This is a genomic window from Serratia sp. LS-1 (assembly GCF_003719595.1).
Classification (GTDB): domain Bacteria; phylum Pseudomonadota; class Gammaproteobacteria; order Enterobacterales; family Enterobacteriaceae; genus Serratia; species Serratia ureilytica.
Genome location: NZ_CP033504.1, coordinates 4,053,248 through 4,069,625, shown reverse-complemented (window position 1 = coordinate 4,069,625; position 16,378 = coordinate 4,053,248). Strand labels below are relative to the sequence as shown.

Sequence of the window (16,378 nt, the reverse complement as noted above, 5' to 3'; positions counted from 1 at the left end):
CATTAGCGGAGCACTAAAATGATCCAAGAACAGACTATGCTGAACGTCGCCGACAACTCCGGTGCACGTCGCGTAATGTGTATCAAGGTTCTAGGTGGCTCGCACCGTCGCTACGCAGGCGTCGGCGACATCATCAAAATTACCATCAAGGAAGCAATTCCTCGCGGTAAGGTGAAGAAAGGCGATGTTCTGAAGGCGGTAGTGGTGCGCACCAAGAAGGGTGTACGTCGCCCGGACGGTTCTGTCATTCGCTTCGATGGCAATGCATGCGTTATTTTGAACAATAACAGCGAGCAGCCAATCGGTACGCGTATTTTTGGGCCGGTAACTCGTGAACTGCGTAATGAGAAGTTCATGAAAATTATCTCTCTGGCACCAGAAGTACTCTAAGGAGCGAACATGGCAGCGAAGATCCGTCGTGATGACGAAGTTATCGTGATTACCGGGAAAGACAAAGGTAAGCGCGGTAAAGTAAAAAATGTCCTGTCTGCTGGCAAGGTCATTGTTGAAGGCATCAACCTGGTTAAGAAACACCAGAAGCCGGTTCCGGCTCTGAACCAACCAGGCGGCATTGTTGAGAAAGAAGCTGCAATTCAGGTTTCTAACATTGCTATCTTCAACGCGGCTACCGGCAAGGCTGACCGTGTAGGCTTTAGATTCGAAGACGGCAAAAAAGTCCGTTTCTTCAAGTCTAACAGCGAAACTATCAAGTAATTTGGAGTAATACGATGGCGAAACTGCATGATTACTACAAAGACGAGGTAGTCAAACAACTGATGTCTCAGTTTGATTACAACTCTGTCATGCAAGTCCCTCGGGTCGAGAAGATCACCCTGAACATGGGTGTTGGTGAAGCGATTGCTGACAAGAAACTGCTGGATAACGCCGCAGCGGACCTGGCAGCCATCTCCGGTCAAAAACCGTTGATCACCAAAGCCCGCAAATCTGTTGCAGGCTTCAAAATCCGTCAGGGCTATCCGATCGGCTGTAAAGTAACTCTGCGTGGCGAACGCATGTGGGAGTTCTTTGAGCGTCTGATCTCCATTGCTGTTCCACGTATCCGTGACTTCCGTGGCCTGTCCGCCAAGTCATTCGATGGCCGTGGCAACTACAGCATGGGCGTGCGTGAGCAAATCATCTTCCCAGAAATCGACTACGACAAAGTCGATCGCGTTCGTGGTTTGGATATTACCATTACCACTACTGCGAAATCTGATGATGAAGGCCGCGCGCTGCTGGCTGCTTTTAACTTCCCGTTCCGCAAGTAAGGCAGGGTTACTGATGGCTAAGCAATCAATGAAAGCACGCGAAGTCAAGCGCGTGAAATTAGCTGACAAGTTCTTTGCAAAACGCGCTGAACTGAAAGCTATTATCTCTGATGTGAACGCATCCGATGAAGATCGTTGGAATGCCGTTCTCAAGCTGCAAACTCTGCCGCGTGATTCCAGCCCGTCTCGTCAGCGTAAACGCTGCCGCCAAACTGGCCGTCCACATGGTTATGTGGGCAAATTCGGGTTGAGCCGTATTAAGCTTCGTGAAGCCGCTATGCGCGGTGAAGTACCAGGCTTGAAAAAGGCTAGCTGGTAATTACCAATTGAATCACGGGAGTAAAGACAGATGAGCATGCAAGATCCGATCGCGGATATGCTGACCCGTATCCGTAACGGTCAAGCCGCGAACAAAGTTGCGGTCACCATGCCTTCCTCCAAGCTGAAAGTGGCAATTGCCAACGTGCTGAAGGAAGAAGGTTTTATTGAAGATTTCAAAATCGAAGGCGACGCCAAGCCTGTTCTGGAACTGGTACTGAAGTACTTCCAGGGCAAAGCTGTGGTAGAAAGCATTCAACGTATCAGCCGTCCAGGTCTGCGCATCTACAAGAAAAAAGATGAGCTGCCAAAAGTTATGGCCGGTTTGGGTATCGCTGTTGTTTCTACCTCTAAAGGTGTTATGACCGATCGTGCAGCTCGCCAGGCTGGTCTGGGTGGCGAGATTATCTGCTACGTAGCTTAATTCGGGAGGAAAGAATGTCTCGTGTTGCAAAAGCACCCGTCGTCATTCCTGCCGGCGTAGAGGTAAAACTCAACGGTCAGGTTATTTCGATTAAGGGTAAAAACGGCGAGTTGACTCGTACTATCCACGACGCCGTTGAAGTGAAGCAAGAAGCTAACGCACTGACTTTCGCTCCGCGCGAAGGTTTTGCTAACGCATGGGCCCAAGCGGGTACTACGCGCGCTCTGCTGAACGCAATGGTTGTTGGTGTTACCGAAGGCTTCACCAAGAAGCTTCAACTGGTAGGTGTTGGTTATCGTGCTGCCGTTAAAGGCAACGTGGTGAATTTGGCCCTGGGCTTCTCTCACCCTATCGATCACCAGCTGCCGGCAGGTATCACTGCTGAATGCCCAAGCCAAACTGAAATCGTGCTGAAAGGCGCTGATAAGCAGGTAATTGGCCAGGTAGCAGCAGATCTGCGCGCTTACCGTCGTCCTGAGCCTTACAAAGGCAAGGGTGTTCGTTACGCCGACGAAGTCGTGCGTACCAAAGAGGCTAAGAAGAAGTAAGGTAACACTATGGATAAGAAATCTGCTCGTATCCGTCGTGCGACCCGCGCACGCCGCAAGCTCCAAGAGCTGGGTGCAACCCGCCTGGTGGTACATCGTACCCCGCGTCACATTTACGCACAGGTGATTGCTCCAAACGGTTCTGAAGTACTGGTAGCCGCTTCTACTTTAGAAAAAGCTATCGCGGAGCAACTGAAGTATTCCGGTAACAAAGACGCAGCAGCAGCCGTAGGTAAAGCTCTGGCTGAGCGCGCGTTGGAAAAAGGGATTGCGAAAGTATCCTTTGACCGTTCCGGTTTCCAATATCATGGTCGAGTCCAGGCACTGGCAGATGCTGCCCGTGAAGCTGGCCTTCAGTTCTAAGGAAGAGGTTTAAGATGGCTCACATCGAAAAACAAGCTGGCGAACTGCAGGAAAAGCTGATCGCGGTAAACCGCGTATCTAAAACCGTAAAAGGTGGCCGTATTTTCAGCTTTACCGCACTGACTGTAGTTGGTGATGGTAACGGTCGCGTTGGTTTTGGCTACGGCAAAGCACGCGAAGTTCCAGCAGCGATCCAGAAAGCGATGGAAAAAGCCCGTCGCAACATGATGAACGTCGCGCTGAACAGCGGCACCCTGCAGCACCCTGTTAAGGGCGCTCACACGGGTTCTCGCGTGTTCATGCAGCCTGCTCATGAAGGTACCGGTATCATCGCGGGCGGTGCAATGCGCGCCGTTCTCGAAGTTGCTGGGGTGCACAACGTATTGGCTAAAGCTTATGGTTCCACCAACCCGATCAACGTGGTTCGTGCAACTATCGACGCTCTGGCGAATATGAAGTCTCCTGAAATGGTCGCTGCTAAGCGTGGTAAATCCGTTGCCGACATTCTGGGGTAATTGACCATGGCTAAGACTATTAAAGTTACACAAACTCGCAGCTCAATTGGCCGTCTGCCGAAGCATAAAGCTACTCTGCTCGGTCTGGGTCTGCGTCGTATTGGTCACACCGTAGAGCGCGAGGATACTCCTGCTGTTCGCGGTATGGTCAACCTGGTTTCCTACATGGTTAAAGTTGAGGAGTAACAGATGCGTTTAAATACTCTGTCTCCGGCTGAAGGTGCCAAGCATGCGCCTAAGCGTGTAGGTCGTGGTATTGGTTCTGGCCTGGGTAAAACCGGCGGCCGTGGTCACAAAGGTCAGAAGTCTCGTTCTGGCGGTGGCGTACGTCGTGGTTTCGAAGGTGGTCAGATGCCTCTGTACCGTCGTCTGCCGAAATTCGGCTTCACTTCACGCAAAGCGATGATCACGGCAGAAGTTCGTCTGTCTGAACTGGCTCTGGTTGAAGGCGATGTTATCGACCTGAACGCGCTGAAAGCCGCTAACGTAGTTGGTGTCCAGATCGAATTCGCGAAAGTTGTACTTTCTGGCGAAGTCGCTCGTCCGGTAACCCTGCGTGGTCTGCGTGTCACCAAAGGCGCTCGTGCTGCTATCGAGGCTGCTGGCGGTAAAATTGAGGAATAAGTAGCAGATGGCTAAGCAACCAGGATTAGATTTTCAAAGTGCTAAAGGCGGGCTCGGCGAGCTGAAGCGCAGACTTTTGTTTGTCATCGGCGCGCTGATTGTCTTCCGCATCGGCTCTTTCATTCCGATTCCTGGTATCGATGCCACTGTGCTTGCCAAATTGCTTGAGCAGCAGAGAGGCACTATCATTGAAATGTTTAACATGTTCTCTGGTGGTGCCCTCAGCCGTGCTTCTATCTTTGCTCTGGGGATCATGCCGTATATCTCGGCGTCGATCATTATCCAGCTTCTGACGGTGGTTCATCCAGCGTTGGCGGAAATCAAGAAAGAAGGGGAGGCTGGCCGTCGCAAGATTAGCCAGTACACCCGCTACGGTACGCTGGTATTGGCCATATTCCAGTCGATCGGTATTGCTACCGGTCTGCCGAATATGCCTGGTATGCAGGGCCTGGTGTTAAACCCAGGCTTTGCATTCTACTTTACTGCGGTTGTGAGCCTGGTAACCGGGACAATGTTCCTGATGTGGCTGGGTGAGCAGATTACTGAGCGCGGTATCGGCAACGGTATCTCGATCATTATCTTCGCGGGTATTGTAGCGGGGCTCCCGCCGGCAGTGGCCCATACTATCGAGCAAGCGCGGCAAGGCGACCTGCACTTCCTCCTGCTGCTGTTGGTTGCAGTATTGGTGTTTGCAGTAACCTTCTTCGTTGTTTTCATCGAGCGTGGTCAACGTCGTATCGTCGTTAACTATGCGAAGCGTCAACAAGGTCGTCGTGTTTATGCAGCACAGAGTACACACTTACCGTTGAAAGTGAACATGGCGGGTGTTATCCCGGCGATTTTCGCTTCCAGCATTATTCTGTTCCCGGCCACGATTGCATCATGGTTTGGGGGCGGTACCGGTTGGAACTGGCTGACTACGATTTCGCTGTATTTGCAGCCAGGGCAACCGCTTTATGTGTTACTCTATGCGTCTGCAATCATCTTCTTCTGTTTCTTCTACACGGCGTTGGTTTTCAACCCGCGTGAGACAGCAGATAACCTGAAGAAGTCCGGTGCCTTCGTACCAGGAATTCGTCCGGGAGAGCAAACGGCGAAGTATATCGATAAAGTAATGACGCGTTTAACCCTGGTGGGCGCGATGTACATTACTTTCATCTGCCTGATCCCGGAGTTCATGCGTGATGCAATGAAAGTACCATTCTACTTTGGTGGTACCTCGCTACTGATCGTGGTTGTCGTCATCATGGACTTTATGGCTCAAGTGCAAACTCTGATGATGTCAAGTCAGTACGAGTCTGCATTGAAGAAAGCAAATCTGAAAGGCTATAACCGCTAGTCAGATTCGTTTGAGAAGTTACGGAGAGTAAAAATGAAAGTTCGTGCTTCCGTCAAGAAATTATGTCGTAACTGCAAAATCGTTAAGCGTAACGGTGTCGTTCGTGTGATTTGCAGCGCCGAGCCGAAGCATAAACAGCGTCAAGGCTGATTATCTCGCATATTTTTCTTGCAAAGTTGGGTTGAGCTGGCTAGATTAGCCAGCCAATCTTTTGTATGTCGCACTGCAACATTATTTGAGTATCCTGAAAACGGGCTTTTCAGAATGGTGTTGCTGTATAAAATAGTAGGAGTGCATAGTGGCCCGTATAGCAGGCATTAACATTCCTGATCATAAACATACCGTTATCGCCTTAACGTCGATCTTCGGTATCGGTAAAACCCGTTCACAGGCTATCTGTGCATCTACGGGTATTGCTGAAAATGTTAAGATCAGTGAGCTGTCTGAAGAGCAAATCGAAAAGCTTCGTGATGCAGTTGCCAAATACACCGTTGAGGGTGATTTGCGTCGTGAAATTACCCTGAGCATCAAGCGTCTTATGGACCTTGGTTGCTATCGTGGTTTGCGTCATCGTCGTGGTCTGCCGGTACGCGGTCAGCGCACCAAGACCAACGCTCGTACCCGTAAGGGTCCGCGCAAGCCGATCAAGAAATAATCGGGGTTATTGAATAATGGCAAAGGCACCTGTTCGTACACGTAAGCGTGTAAGAAAGCAAGTCTCTGACGGCGTGGCTCATATCCATGCTTCTTTCAACAACACCATCGTTACCATCACTGATCGTCAGGGTAATGCTTTGGGTTGGGCAACAGCCGGTGGTTCCGGTTTCCGTGGTTCTCGTAAGTCCACTCCGTTCGCAGCACAGGTTGCAGCAGAACGTTGTGCTGACGCAGTGAAAGAATACGGTATCAAGAACCTGGAAGTTATGGTTAAAGGACCTGGTCCTGGTCGTGAGTCTACTATCCGCGCTCTGAACGCGGCTGGTTTCCGCATCACTAACATTACTGATGTGACTCCGATCCCTCATAACGGTTGTCGTCCGCCGAAAAAGCGCCGCGTGTAACGCAGCTTTTAGGATTGTTGGAGAAAGAAAATGGCAAGATATTTGGGTCCTAAGCTCAAGCTGAGCCGTCGTGAGGGCACAGACCTGTTCCTTAAGTCTGGCGTTCGCGCGATCGATTCCAAGTGTAAAATTGAACAAGCACCTGGTCAGCACGGTGCGCGTAAACCGCGTCTGTCTGATTACGGTGTTCAGTTGCGTGAGAAGCAGAAAGTTCGTCGTATGTACGGCATTCTGGAGCGTCAATTCCGCAACTATTACAAAGAAGCAACCCGCCTGAAGGGCAACACCGGTGAAAACCTGTTGCAGCTGCTGGAAGGTCGTCTGGACAACGTTGTTTACCGTATGGGCTTCGGCGCTACTCGTGCAGAGTCACGTCAGCTGGTTAGCCACAAAGCAGTTATGGTAAACGGTCGCGTTGTTAACATCGCTTCTTATCAGGTATCTCCGAATGACGTAGTCAGCATCCGCGAGAAAGCTAAAAAGCAGTCTCGTGTTAAAGCTTCTCTGGAGCTGGCTGAGCAGCGTGAAAAGCCGACTTGGCTGGAAGTTGATGCTGCTAAGATGGAAGGCGTGTTCAAGCGTATGCCTGAACGTACCGATCTGTCTGCGGACATTAACGAACACCTGATCGTCGAGCTTTACTCCAAGTAAAGCTTAGTACCAAAGAGAGGACACAATGCAGGGTTCTGTGACAGAGTTTCTAAAACCGCGCCTGGTAGATATCGAGCAAGTCAGTTCGACGCACGCCAAGGTGACCCTTGAGCCTTTAGAGCGTGGCTTTGGCCATACTCTTGGCAACGCACTGCGCCGTATTCTGCTTTCATCTATGCCGGGTTGCGCGGTGACCGAGGTTGAGATTGATGGTGTACTGCATGAGTACAGCACCAAAGAAGGCGTACAGGAAGATATCCTGGAGATCCTGCTCAACCTGAAAGGGCTGGCGGTGAGAGTTCAAGGCAAAGACGAAGTTATTCTTACCCTGAATAAATCTGGCATTGGCCCTGTGACCGCTGCCGACATCACCCATGATGGTGATGTCGAAATCGTCAAGCCTCAGCACGTGATCTGCCACCTGACTGATGAGAACGCGGCTATCAGCATGCGTATCAAAGTTCAGCGCGGTCGCGGTTATGTGCCGGCTTCTGCCCGAATTCATTCGGAAGAAGATGAGCGCCCAATCGGTCGTCTGTTGGTTGACGCCTGCTACAGCCCTGTAGAGCGTATCGCCTACAATGTTGAAGCTGCGCGTGTAGAACAGCGTACTGACTTGGATAAGCTGGTCATCGAGATGGAGACCAATGGCACGATCGATCCTGAAGAGGCGATCCGCCGTGCGGCCACCATTCTGGCTGAACAACTTGAAGCTTTCGTTGACCTGCGTGATGTACGTCAGCCGGAAGTTAAAGAAGAGAAACCGGAATTCGATCCGATCTTGCTGCGCCCTGTTGACGATCTGGAATTGACTGTCCGCTCTGCTAACTGCCTCAAGGCAGAAGCTATCCACTACATCGGTGATCTGGTACAGCGTACCGAGGTTGAGTTGCTGAAAACGCCAAACCTGGGTAAAAAATCTCTTACCGAGATTAAAGACGTGCTGGCCTCACGTGGTCTGTCTCTGGGCATGCGCCTGGAAAACTGGCCGCCGGCAAGCATTGCTGACGAGTAACCGGATCACAGGTTAAGGTTTTACTGAGAAGGATAAGGTCATGCGCCATCGTAAGAGTGGTCGTCAACTGAACCGTAACAGCAGCCATCGCCAGGCTATGTTCCGTAACATGGCCGGCTCTTTGGTTCGTCATGAGATCATCAAGACGACCCTGCCAAAAGCAAAAGAGCTGCGTCGCGTTGTTGAGCCGCTGATTACTCTTGCCAAGACCGACAGCGTAGCTAATCGTCGTCTGGCATTCGCCCGTACTCGTGATAACGAGATCGTGGCAAAACTGTTTAACGAGCTGGGCCCGCGTTTCGCGAGCCGTGCCGGTGGTTACACTCGCATTCTGAAGTGTGGCTTCCGCGCAGGCGACAACGCGCCGATGGCATACATCGAGCTGGTTGATCGTGCTGAGTCTCAAGCAGAAGTAGCAACTGCAGAGTAATCTGTAGACGCGTAAAAAAACCGGGCTTGCCCGGTTTTTTTACGTCCAAATCCAGCCAAATGTGCTCAATTCCCCCGGCGAGCTTAAGATCCCCGCTCCTATCCGTTATGCTTAGACTCATTCAATAAGTTCACTGAGGCTGTCTGTTATGGGGTTGCTCGACCAATGGGCGGAACGTCATATCCTTGATGCCCAGAATAAAGGCGAGTTCGACAATCTGCCCGGCCAGGGACAACCGCTCGTGCTGGACGATGACAGCGCGGTGCCTGCTGAGCTACGCGCCGGTTACCGCCTGCTGAAAAATGCCGGATATCTGCCGCCGGCGCTGGAAGATCGCAAAGAGGCATTAACCGTTGCTCACTTACTGCAAGGGATCAACAGTGAGCATCCGGACTATGTCGATCTCAGCAAGCGCATGGCGCTGCTGGAACATCGGTTGCGTCACGCTGGAATGAGCACGGACTTCTTGCATGGCGAATATCAGCGTGCGCTGGACGGTAAACTCACCCGAGAGGAGAAGTAATGTTCAAGATAGGTCAGTTGGCCAAGCTTGCCGAAGTGACGCCGGATACCGTGCGTTACTATGAAAAGCAGGGCATGATGGATCACAATGTCCGTACTGAAGGCGGTTATCGGCTGTACACCGAGCAGGATCTGCAGCGGCTGCGTTTTATCCGCTATGCCAAGCAGTTGGGCTTTACTCTGGAAACGATCGCCGAGCTGCTGTCGATCCGGGTCGATCCGGAACATCACACCTGCCAGGAATCGAAGTCTATCGTTGATGCGCGCCTGAGCGAAGTGGAAAGCAAGTTGGCGGAGCTGACCCGGATGCGTGAATCGTTGAAACGGCTGAGCGACGCCTGCTGCGGTACCGCCCATACCAGCAACTACTGTTCGATCCTGGAAGCTTTGGAACAGGGCGCCAGCGATGACAAAGGCAAAAAAGGTTGCTGACGGCACTTTAATTTTTATATCGCCGGCAGTATTATCGCCCCGTTTTATCCCTCATATTTTACAGGAGCATTATCATGACGAAATATCGTCACACCAAAGGCCAGATTCAAGATAACGCCATTGAGGCGCTGCTGCATGACCCGCTATTCCGTCAGCGGGTAGAAAAGAATGTGAAAGGCAAAGGCAGCTATCGGCGTAAAGAAAAACACAACAAAGGCGGTAACTGGGAGGCCAGTGGCAAACTATCAAACGATAATTTACCACTGGCCTTCTGGTTTTAAGGCATTAAAAAAGCCACCTTCATCCGGTGGCTTTTTATTGGCATAACCAAACGCTGTCTTACAGTTTTGGCTGCTGTTGATGGCTCAGCAAATCACGGATTTCCGTCAGCAGTTTCTCTTCTGCAGTAGGTTCTGGCGGCGCTGCCGGAGCTTCTTCTTGTTTGCGTCGCATTTTGTTCATCAATTTAATCGCCAGGAAGATGGCGAAGGCGACAATCACGAAGTCAAATACGGTTTGGATGAATGAACCGTAGTTCATTACCACCGCCGGTACGGCGCCCTGAGCTTCACGTAATACCAGATGGAACTGTTTAAAGTCGACGCCGCCGATCAGTAAGCCCAGCGGTGGCATGATGATATCAGCCACGAAGGACGAAACGATCTTGCCGAATGCGGCACCGATAATCACACCGACGGCCAGATCGACCACGTTGCCACGCATGGCAAATTCGCGAAACTCTTTCAACATACTCATAGAACGCACCCCTTGCAGAATTAATAACTCAAGTTTAACAAAGCAATTTCCCTTTGCCACAAAAGGAGAGAAGTTTTATCTCCTCCCAAGGCAGAGAACAACCACGCGATTATAGACCATAGCCAAATAAATTCGTTCTACAAGAAGAATGGGCTCGGTTGGAACAGGCGTTCAACGTCCGGCACGAATTTCTTGTCGGTAATAAACATGATGACGTGATCGCCCTGTTCGATTTTGCTGTTGCCGTTGGCAATGATCACGTCGTCGCCACGCACGATCGCGCCGATGGTGGTACCCGGCGGCAGCTTGATGTCTTCGACGATGCGGCCGACCACTTTGGACGTGCTTTCATCCCCGTGGGCAATCGCTTCGATCGCTTCCGCCACGCCGCGGCGCAGCGACGAAACGCTGACGATATCCGCTTTGCGCACATGCCCCAACAGGGCGGAGATGGTCGCCTGTTGTGGTGAAATGGCGATATCGATCACGCTGCCCTGTACCAGATCGACATAGGCGCGGCGCTGGATCAATACCATTACCTTCTTGGCGCCCATGCGCTTAGCCAGCATGGCGGACATGATGTTGGCCTCATCGTCGTTGGTGATAGCGATGAAGACATCCACCTGCTCGACGTGCTCTTCGGCCAGCAGTTCCTGATCGGAGGCATCACCGTAGAACACGATGGTATCGTGCAGTTGCTCGGCGAGTTCGGCGGCACGTTGCTGATTCCGCTCGATCAGTTTGACGTTGTAGTCTTTTTCCAGCTTGGCGGCCAGGCCGGCGCCGACGTTGCCGCCGCCGACGATCATGATGCGCTTATAAGGTTTTTCCAGCCGTTGCAGTTCGCTCATCACCGCGCGGATGTGCTGTGAGGCGGCGACGAAGAACACTTCATCACCGGCTTCGATAATGGTCGAGCCTTGCGGCCGGATCGGCCGATCCTGGCGGAAAATAGCGGCGACGCGGGTGTCGATATGCGGCATGTGTTCGCGCATCGAAGAGAGCGCATTGCCGACCAGCGGGCCGCCGTAATAGGCTTTAACCGCGGCGATGCTGACCTTGCCTTCGGCGAAGTTGACCACCTGCAGCGCGCCGGGGTATTCAATCAGCTTGTAGATATAGTCGATGACCAGCTGCTCCGGCGAAATCAGATGGTCGATCGGCACCGCTTCAGGCAGGAACAGTTTCTCCGACTCGCGGATATATTCCGGCGCGCGGATACGGGCGATACGGTTGGGGGTATTAAACAGAGAATAGGCGATCTGGCAGGCGATCATGTTGGTTTCGTCGGAGTTGGTGACGGCGACCAGCATGTCGGCATCTTCTGCGCCAGCTTCGCGCAGCACCCGGGGGTGAGAACCATGTCCCTGAACCACTCGCAGATCGAATTTATCCTGCAGCTGACGCAACCGGCCGGAGTCGGTATCGACGACGGTGATATCGTTGTTTTCACCTACCAGGTTTTCCGCCAGCGTCCCGCCAACCTGCCCGGCACCAAGAATAATTATTTTCATCGTGTTCTCTGCTTCACACTGAAAGACTTAGGGCGCGTGGGCACCCTGAAGAATTACATTTTAATCAGCTTAGCGTAAAAGAAGCCATCGCCGTCCTCGGGATGCGGGATATTCTGCCGTCCCGGCCGCTGCGCATCGCCGGTTTCAACCAGCTTGGCATCGGCATGGCGCTGCAAGAACGCGGCGATCTGACTACTGTTTTCATCCGGCAGAATAGAGCAGGTTGCGTAAACCATCACGCCGCCTGATTTCAGATGCGGCCAGACGGCCTCCAGGATATCGGCCTGCAGGGCGGCGAGTTCGGCGATGTCGCGATCGCGGCGCAGCCATTTGATGTCGGGATGACGGCGGATCACGCCGGTGGCCGAACAAGGCGCGTCCAGCAGAATACGGTCGAACTGCTTGTCACCGCACCATTGCTGCGGTGTGCGGCCATCGCCCAGTTTAACCTCTGCGTGCAAACGCAGACGCTGCAGGTTTTCTTTCACCCGCGCCAGACGCTGTTCGTCGATATCGACGGCCATAACCTGTGCTTTCGGCGCCGCTTCCAGAATATGCGTGGTTTTGCCGCCGGGCGCGGCGCACAAATCGAGGATCTGTTCACCGTCTTGTGGATCCAACAGATCAACACAGCCTTGGGCTGAGGCATCTTGCACGGTGACCCAGCCGTCGGCGAACCCTGGCAGATCGGTCACGGCGCAAGGTGCCAGCAACCGCACGGCGTCGGCATAGTCTGCATGAGGCTCCGCGGCGATGCCGGCGTCGGTCAGCAGCTGCAGGTAAGCCTCACGGGTGTGATGCAGGCGGTTGACGCGCAGCCACATCGGCGGCTTCTGGTTATTGGCGTCGACGATCTGTTGCCAGTTGGCGGGATAAGCCTGTTGGATGCGTTTCAGCAACCAGCTCGGGTGCAGGTAGCGGCTGTCATTGTTGGCGGCGCGCTGCAGAAGTTCTTCCTGCTGGCGCTGGAATTGCCGCAAGACGCCGTTAATCAAACCTTTCAACTGTGGGCGTTTCAGCGCCACCGCACCTTCCACGGTTTCTGCGAGTACGGCGTGCGCCGGGATACGGGTATACAGCAGCTGATACAAGCCGACCATCAGCAAATAGTGAAGTGTACGTTGCTTGCCGGTCAGCGGTTTGGCCATTAATTGCTGAATGCACCATTCGAGCTGCGGCAGTACGCGTAACGTGCCGAAGCACAGTTCCTGCAGCAACCCGCGGTCTTTATCGCTGATGGAGGTTTGCAGCGCCGGCAGAACAGTACTCAGTGACTGCCCTTGATCCAGCACCTGGCCGATGGCTTTGGCAGCGATGCTGCGGAGATTGTAATTATTTTTCATAGGCTGAAGCTGATAACGATCGGCATTAAGAAAATAACGGCCCGGCGATGAACGGCCGGGCAGTGGGGTGACTTACAGCCGGTTACCCGGGGTAAACCATTCACGACGTGAATTTAACAGGTCTTGCGCCGACATCGGTTTCTTGCCGGCGGGCTGCAATTGGATCAGATTGAGGATACCGTCGGCGGTCGCCACCTGAATGCCGTGCTTGTCGGCATGGACAACGGTGCCCGGCTCCGCGTTGGCGCTTTCCGCCATTACGCTGGCCTGCCACACTTTCACCGGTTGCTCATCGATGGTGAAGTAGCTTATCGGCCAAGGGTTGAAGGCGCGGATGCAACGCTCCAGCTGTGCGGCGGACAGTGTCCAATCCAGGCGAGCTTCTTCTTTGCTCAGCTTCTCGGCGTAGGTGACCTGCGACTCGTCCTGCACTTCGCGGGTGGCGCTGCCGTCGGCCATTTGGCGCAGCGTCGTCAGCATGCCCTGCGGGCCGAGCTGCGCCAGCTTGTCGTAGAGGCTGGCGCTGGTATCGCTGCTCTCAATCGGGCAGGCGATTTTGTGCATCATGTCACCGGTATCGAGACCGACATCCATCTGCATGATGGTCACGCCGGTTTCGCTGTCACCGGCCCAGAGCGAACGCTGGATCGGCGCCGCGCCGCGCCAGCGGGGCAGCAGCGAACCATGTACGTTGATGCAGCCAAGACGCGGCATATCCAGCACCGCTTGCGGCAGAATCAACCCGTAGGCAACCACCACCATCACGTCGGCGTTGAGATCCGCCACCAGACGCTGGTTCTCTTCAGGGCGCAGCGATTTAGGCTGAAATACCGGCAATTGGTGTTGTTCGGCCAGCATTTTGACCGGGCTGGGCGTTAGCTTGTTGCCGCGGCCTGCCGGACGGTCGGGTTGAGTGAATACGCCGACAATCTGGTGCTCAGATGACAACAGCGCGTCAAGATGACGCGCTGCGAAGTCTGGTGTTCCGGCGAAAATAATCCGTAAAGAGTCAGACACGTTGATTTCCTGATCGGTTAGGCGCGGGCTTGAAGCTTGGCCATTTTTTCCAGTTTCTGACGAATGCGCTGACGCTTGAGCGGCGACAGGTAATCGACGAACAGTTTACCCATCAGGTGATCCATCTCGTGCTGGATGCAGATCGCCAGCAGATCGTCCGCTTCCAGCTCGAAAGGTTTGCCTTCGCGATCCAGCGCGCGGATCTTCACCTGCGCGGCGCGCGGCACCAGCGCACGCTGCTCGGGAATGGAAAGACAGCCTTCCTCGATGCCGGTTTCGCCGCTTTTTTCCAGCAGCTCCGGGTTGATCAGCACCAGGCGCTGATCGCGATTCTCGGAGACGTCGATCACGATAATGCGCTGATGGATATCCACCTGAGTCGCAGCCAGGCCAATGCCTTCCTCTGCGTACATGGTTTCAAACATATCATCCACGATGCGCTGGATATCTGCATTGACTTCTTTTACCGGCGCTGCGACTTTGCGCAGACGCTCGTCTGGGAAATGTAATACCTGCAAGACTGACATATATCTTTAGATCTGTATCCGAGTAATGAACGAGGTTTAACCTCTATTCTAGACATTTCCCGACCTGATTGACAGCATTGCGCACCAATTGCTCAGATTGGCAATACCACCGTTTTTGCTGAGGGAACAGACGATGCGGCCGGAAGAGATCGCTTTACGGATGCGGGGAGTCACGGGGCTACAGACCGTCGTGGCCAGTCGGCTCGTGCGACAGTTATCGCAAATGAGTGGCGAGCCTCGCCGCGTGTTGCATGAGCTGGGATTGAACGAACGGCAGCAGGCACAGTTCAACCGAGTGGATCCCGTCTATCTGGCGGCCACCCTGCGTTGGCTGGAGGAGCCGGCGCACCGTATGCTGAACTATGGGGCGCCCGGCTATCCTGAAAACCTGGCTCAGATCGACGACGCGCCGCTGTTTCTGCTGATCAAGGGCGATCCTCGGGTGCTGTTGCAACCTCAGCTCGCTATGGTCGGCAGCCGGCAGTTCAGCCATTACGGCGAGCGTTGGGCGAACCATTTCGCCGAGGAGTTGGCGCGTTGCGGTTTCACCATCACCAGTGGTTTGGCGATCGGCATCGACGGCATTTGCCATCGTGCGGCGCTGGCGGCTAATGGCTGCACGATTGCGGTGTTGGGCAGCGGGCTGGGCAATATCTATCCGCGCCGGCACCGCCGGCTCGCGGAGCAGATAGTCGAGCAGGGCGGCGCCGTGATTTCAGATCATTTAGTCACCGATTTGCCTCTGGCCGACCATTTCCCACGCCGTAACCGCATTATCAGCGGTCTCAGCCTGGGGGTTCTGGTCATAGAAGCTTCGCTGCGCAGCGGTACCCTGGTGACGGCTCGCTACGCGTTGGAGCAGGGGCGTGAGGTGTTCGCCTTGCCTGGGCCATTAGGAAACCCGATGAGTGAGGGGACGCATTGGTTAATCCAGCAGGGCGCGCATCTGGTCACCGGGCCGAAAGATATCGCCGAATTGCTGGGAAGCGGCCTTCAATGGCTGTCACTGAACGAAAATACAACTATTTGTGCGTCGCAGGCTGAAGTTGAATTGCCATTTGGCGATGTGTTGGCTAACGTAGGAGATGAGGTGACACCTGTTGACGTCGTCGCTGAACGTGCCGGCCAACCTGTGCCAGTGGTGGTAATCAAGTTACTTGAGCTGGAGTTAGCAGGGTGGATCGCAGCTGTACCCGGCGGCTATGTCCGAATAAGGAGGGCAAGCCATGTTCGACGTACTCATGTACTTGTTTGAAACTTATATCCACAATGAACCAGAGATGCGCGTCGATCAGGATCAACTGACCGATGATCTCGCTCAGGCGGGGTTTCATCGGGATGATATCTACAACGCGTTGAATTGGCTTGAGAAGTTGGCTGACCTGCAAGAGGGTCAAAATGCCCCTTACTTTATGGATGCCGATCCGCTGGCAATGCGGATCTACACCGAAGAAGAAGGTGCACGTCTGGACGCCGGCTGCCGTGGTTTTCTCCTGTTCCTGGAACAGATTCAGGTATTGAACCTCGAAACCCGTGAAATGGTTATCGACCGCGTTATGGCTTTGGATAATGCGGAATTCGATCTCGAAGATCTGAAATGGGTCGTGTTGATGGTGCTGTTTAATATCCCCGGATATGAAAGCGCCTATCAGCAAATGGAAGAACTGTTGTTTGAAGTGAACGAAGGTTATCTGCATTGAGCCGATAACGC

27 protein-coding genes are annotated in these 16,378 nt (G+C 53.5%); 22 read left to right on the top strand and 5 right to left on the bottom strand.

Annotated elements, in window-relative coordinates; genetic code table 11:
• Nucleotides 1–18 precede the first annotated feature (18 nt).
• The 20 genes from rplN (at nucleotide 19) to EDY99_RS19255 (ending at nucleotide 9,791) form a co-directional block, all read left to right on the top strand.
• On the top strand, nucleotides 19–390 hold the full coding sequence (gene rplN, locus EDY99_RS19350; protein WP_000613954.1) for a 50S ribosomal protein L14: 372 nt from the start codon (nucleotides 19–21) through the stop codon (nucleotides 388–390).
• Between the two features lie 9 nt (nucleotides 391–399).
• Nucleotides 400–714: a 50S ribosomal protein L24 gene (gene rplX, locus EDY99_RS19345; RefSeq protein WP_004929758.1), complete on the top strand. Its 315-nt coding sequence runs from the start codon at nucleotides 400–402 to the stop codon at nucleotides 712–714.
• A gap of 14 nt (nucleotides 715–728) precedes the next feature.
• Nucleotides 729–1,268 carry a 50S ribosomal protein L5 gene (gene rplE, locus EDY99_RS19340; protein ID WP_004929756.1) on the top strand — a complete coding sequence of 180 codons (540 nt, stop codon included), beginning with the start codon at nucleotides 729–731 and terminating at the stop codon, nucleotides 1,266–1,268.
• Between the two features lie 13 nt (nucleotides 1,269–1,281).
• Entirely contained in the window at nucleotides 1,282–1,587 is a 306-nt protein-coding gene (gene rpsN / locus EDY99_RS19335; protein ID WP_004929754.1) for a 30S ribosomal protein S14, read from the top strand.
• 30 nt (nucleotides 1,588–1,617) lie between these two features.
• On the top strand, nucleotides 1,618–2,010 hold the full coding sequence (rpsH, locus tag EDY99_RS19330) for a 30S ribosomal protein S8 (RefSeq protein ID WP_004929753.1): 393 nt from the start codon (nucleotides 1,618–1,620) through the stop codon (nucleotides 2,008–2,010).
• A gap of 14 nt (nucleotides 2,011–2,024) precedes the next feature.
• Entirely contained in the window at nucleotides 2,025–2,558 is a 534-nt protein-coding gene (rplF, locus tag EDY99_RS19325) for a 50S ribosomal protein L6 (RefSeq protein WP_004929751.1), read from the top strand.
• A 9-nt stretch (nucleotides 2,559–2,567) separates the two neighbouring features.
• Nucleotides 2,568–2,921, top strand: coding sequence for a 50S ribosomal protein L18 (gene rplR, locus EDY99_RS19320; protein WP_004929748.1), 354 nt, complete (start codon nucleotides 2,568–2,570; stop codon nucleotides 2,919–2,921).
• 14 nt (nucleotides 2,922–2,935) lie between these two features.
• Nucleotides 2,936–3,436, top strand: a complete 501-nt coding sequence (gene rpsE, locus EDY99_RS19315; RefSeq protein ID WP_004929747.1) for a 30S ribosomal protein S5 — start codon at nucleotides 2,936–2,938, stop codon at nucleotides 3,434–3,436.
• A gap of 6 nt (nucleotides 3,437–3,442) precedes the next feature.
• Nucleotides 3,443–3,622 (top strand): 50S ribosomal protein L30, encoded by a 180-nt coding sequence (rpmD, locus tag EDY99_RS19310; protein ID WP_048232028.1) that lies wholly within the window; start codon nucleotides 3,443–3,445, stop codon nucleotides 3,620–3,622.
• Between the two features lie 3 nt (nucleotides 3,623–3,625).
• Nucleotides 3,626–4,060 carry a 50S ribosomal protein L15 gene (rplO, locus tag EDY99_RS19305; RefSeq protein ID WP_004929742.1) on the top strand — a complete coding sequence of 145 codons (435 nt, stop codon included), beginning with the start codon at nucleotides 3,626–3,628 and terminating at the stop codon, nucleotides 4,058–4,060.
• Between the two features lie 7 nt (nucleotides 4,061–4,067).
• Nucleotides 4,068–5,399 carry a preprotein translocase subunit SecY gene (secY, locus tag EDY99_RS19300; protein WP_004929740.1) on the top strand — a complete coding sequence of 444 codons (1,332 nt, stop codon included), beginning with the start codon at nucleotides 4,068–4,070 and terminating at the stop codon, nucleotides 5,397–5,399.
• 33 nt (nucleotides 5,400–5,432) lie between these two features.
• Complete coding sequence (gene rpmJ / locus EDY99_RS19295; RefSeq protein ID WP_002227352.1) at nucleotides 5,433–5,549, top strand: 50S ribosomal protein L36; 117 nt, start codon at nucleotides 5,433–5,435, stop codon at nucleotides 5,547–5,549.
• Between the two features lie 148 nt (nucleotides 5,550–5,697).
• Nucleotides 5,698–6,054, top strand: coding sequence for a 30S ribosomal protein S13 (gene rpsM / locus EDY99_RS19290; RefSeq protein WP_004929734.1), 357 nt, complete (start codon nucleotides 5,698–5,700; stop codon nucleotides 6,052–6,054).
• 16 nt (nucleotides 6,055–6,070) lie between these two features.
• Complete coding sequence (rpsK, locus tag EDY99_RS19285; protein ID WP_004929731.1) at nucleotides 6,071–6,460, top strand: 30S ribosomal protein S11; 390 nt, start codon at nucleotides 6,071–6,073, stop codon at nucleotides 6,458–6,460.
• A gap of 30 nt (nucleotides 6,461–6,490) precedes the next feature.
• Nucleotides 6,491–7,111, top strand: a complete 621-nt coding sequence (rpsD, locus tag EDY99_RS19280; protein WP_004929729.1) for a 30S ribosomal protein S4 — start codon at nucleotides 6,491–6,493, stop codon at nucleotides 7,109–7,111.
• A gap of 25 nt (nucleotides 7,112–7,136) precedes the next feature.
• Nucleotides 7,137–8,126 (top strand): DNA-directed RNA polymerase subunit alpha, encoded by a 990-nt coding sequence (gene rpoA / locus EDY99_RS19275; protein WP_002919219.1) that lies wholly within the window; start codon nucleotides 7,137–7,139, stop codon nucleotides 8,124–8,126.
• Between the two features lie 40 nt (nucleotides 8,127–8,166).
• Nucleotides 8,167–8,556, top strand: a complete 390-nt coding sequence (gene rplQ / locus EDY99_RS19270; RefSeq protein ID WP_004929726.1) for a 50S ribosomal protein L17 — start codon at nucleotides 8,167–8,169, stop codon at nucleotides 8,554–8,556.
• Nucleotides 8,557–8,704: 148 nt separating this feature from the next.
• Nucleotides 8,705–9,079: a DUF1992 domain-containing protein gene (locus EDY99_RS19265; RefSeq protein ID WP_046687911.1), complete on the top strand. Its 375-nt coding sequence runs from the start codon at nucleotides 8,705–8,707 to the stop codon at nucleotides 9,077–9,079.
• Nucleotides 9,079–9,510 carry a Zn(2+)-responsive transcriptional regulator gene (zntR, locus tag EDY99_RS19260; protein WP_016930321.1) on the top strand — a complete coding sequence of 144 codons (432 nt, stop codon included), beginning with the start codon at nucleotides 9,079–9,081 and terminating at the stop codon, nucleotides 9,508–9,510. Before EDY99_RS19265 ends, zntR begins: the two co-directional genes overlap by 1 nt.
• A 74-nt stretch (nucleotides 9,511–9,584) precedes the next feature.
• Nucleotides 9,585–9,791, top strand: a complete 207-nt coding sequence (locus EDY99_RS19255; protein WP_004929720.1) for an alternative ribosome-rescue factor A — start codon at nucleotides 9,585–9,587, stop codon at nucleotides 9,789–9,791.
• Nucleotides 9,792–9,849: 58 nt separating this feature from the next.
• On the opposite strand, the gene mscL is transcribed toward EDY99_RS19255, so the two are convergent.
• From mscL to def, 5 genes are all read right to left on the bottom strand, one after another.
• Complete coding sequence (mscL, locus tag EDY99_RS19250) at nucleotides 9,850–10,266, bottom strand: large-conductance mechanosensitive channel protein MscL (RefSeq protein ID WP_033645241.1); 417 nt, start codon at nucleotides 10,264–10,266, stop codon at nucleotides 9,850–9,852.
• A gap of 137 nt (nucleotides 10,267–10,403) precedes the next feature.
• A complete protein-coding gene (gene trkA, locus EDY99_RS19245) occupies nucleotides 10,404–11,780 on the bottom strand; it encodes a Trk system potassium transporter TrkA (protein WP_004929716.1) in 1,377 nt (458 codons plus the stop codon).
• 53 nt (nucleotides 11,781–11,833) lie between these two features.
• Complete coding sequence (gene rsmB, locus EDY99_RS19240) at nucleotides 11,834–13,123, bottom strand: 16S rRNA (cytosine(967)-C(5))-methyltransferase RsmB (protein ID WP_033645240.1); 1,290 nt, start codon at nucleotides 13,121–13,123, stop codon at nucleotides 11,834–11,836.
• Between the two features lie 72 nt (nucleotides 13,124–13,195).
• Entirely contained in the window at nucleotides 13,196–14,140 is a 945-nt protein-coding gene (fmt, locus tag EDY99_RS19235) for a methionyl-tRNA formyltransferase (RefSeq protein ID WP_033645239.1), read from the bottom strand.
• A 17-nt stretch (nucleotides 14,141–14,157) separates the two neighbouring features.
• Entirely contained in the window at nucleotides 14,158–14,667 is a 510-nt protein-coding gene (gene def / locus EDY99_RS19230) for a peptide deformylase (RefSeq protein ID WP_015379260.1), read from the bottom strand.
• Between the two features lie 133 nt (nucleotides 14,668–14,800).
• On the opposite strand from def, the gene dprA reads away from it, so the two are divergent.
• Nucleotides 14,801–15,922 carry a DNA-protecting protein DprA gene (gene dprA / locus EDY99_RS19225; protein ID WP_060660184.1) on the top strand — a complete coding sequence of 374 codons (1,122 nt, stop codon included), beginning with the start codon at nucleotides 14,801–14,803 and terminating at the stop codon, nucleotides 15,920–15,922.
• On the top strand, nucleotides 15,894–16,367 hold the full coding sequence (gene smg, locus EDY99_RS19220) for a DUF494 family protein Smg (protein ID WP_025160381.1): 474 nt from the start codon (nucleotides 15,894–15,896) through the stop codon (nucleotides 16,365–16,367). The genes dprA and smg overlap by 29 nt, the downstream gene beginning before the upstream one ends.
• The last annotated feature ends 11 nt before the right edge of the window (nucleotides 16,368–16,378 follow it).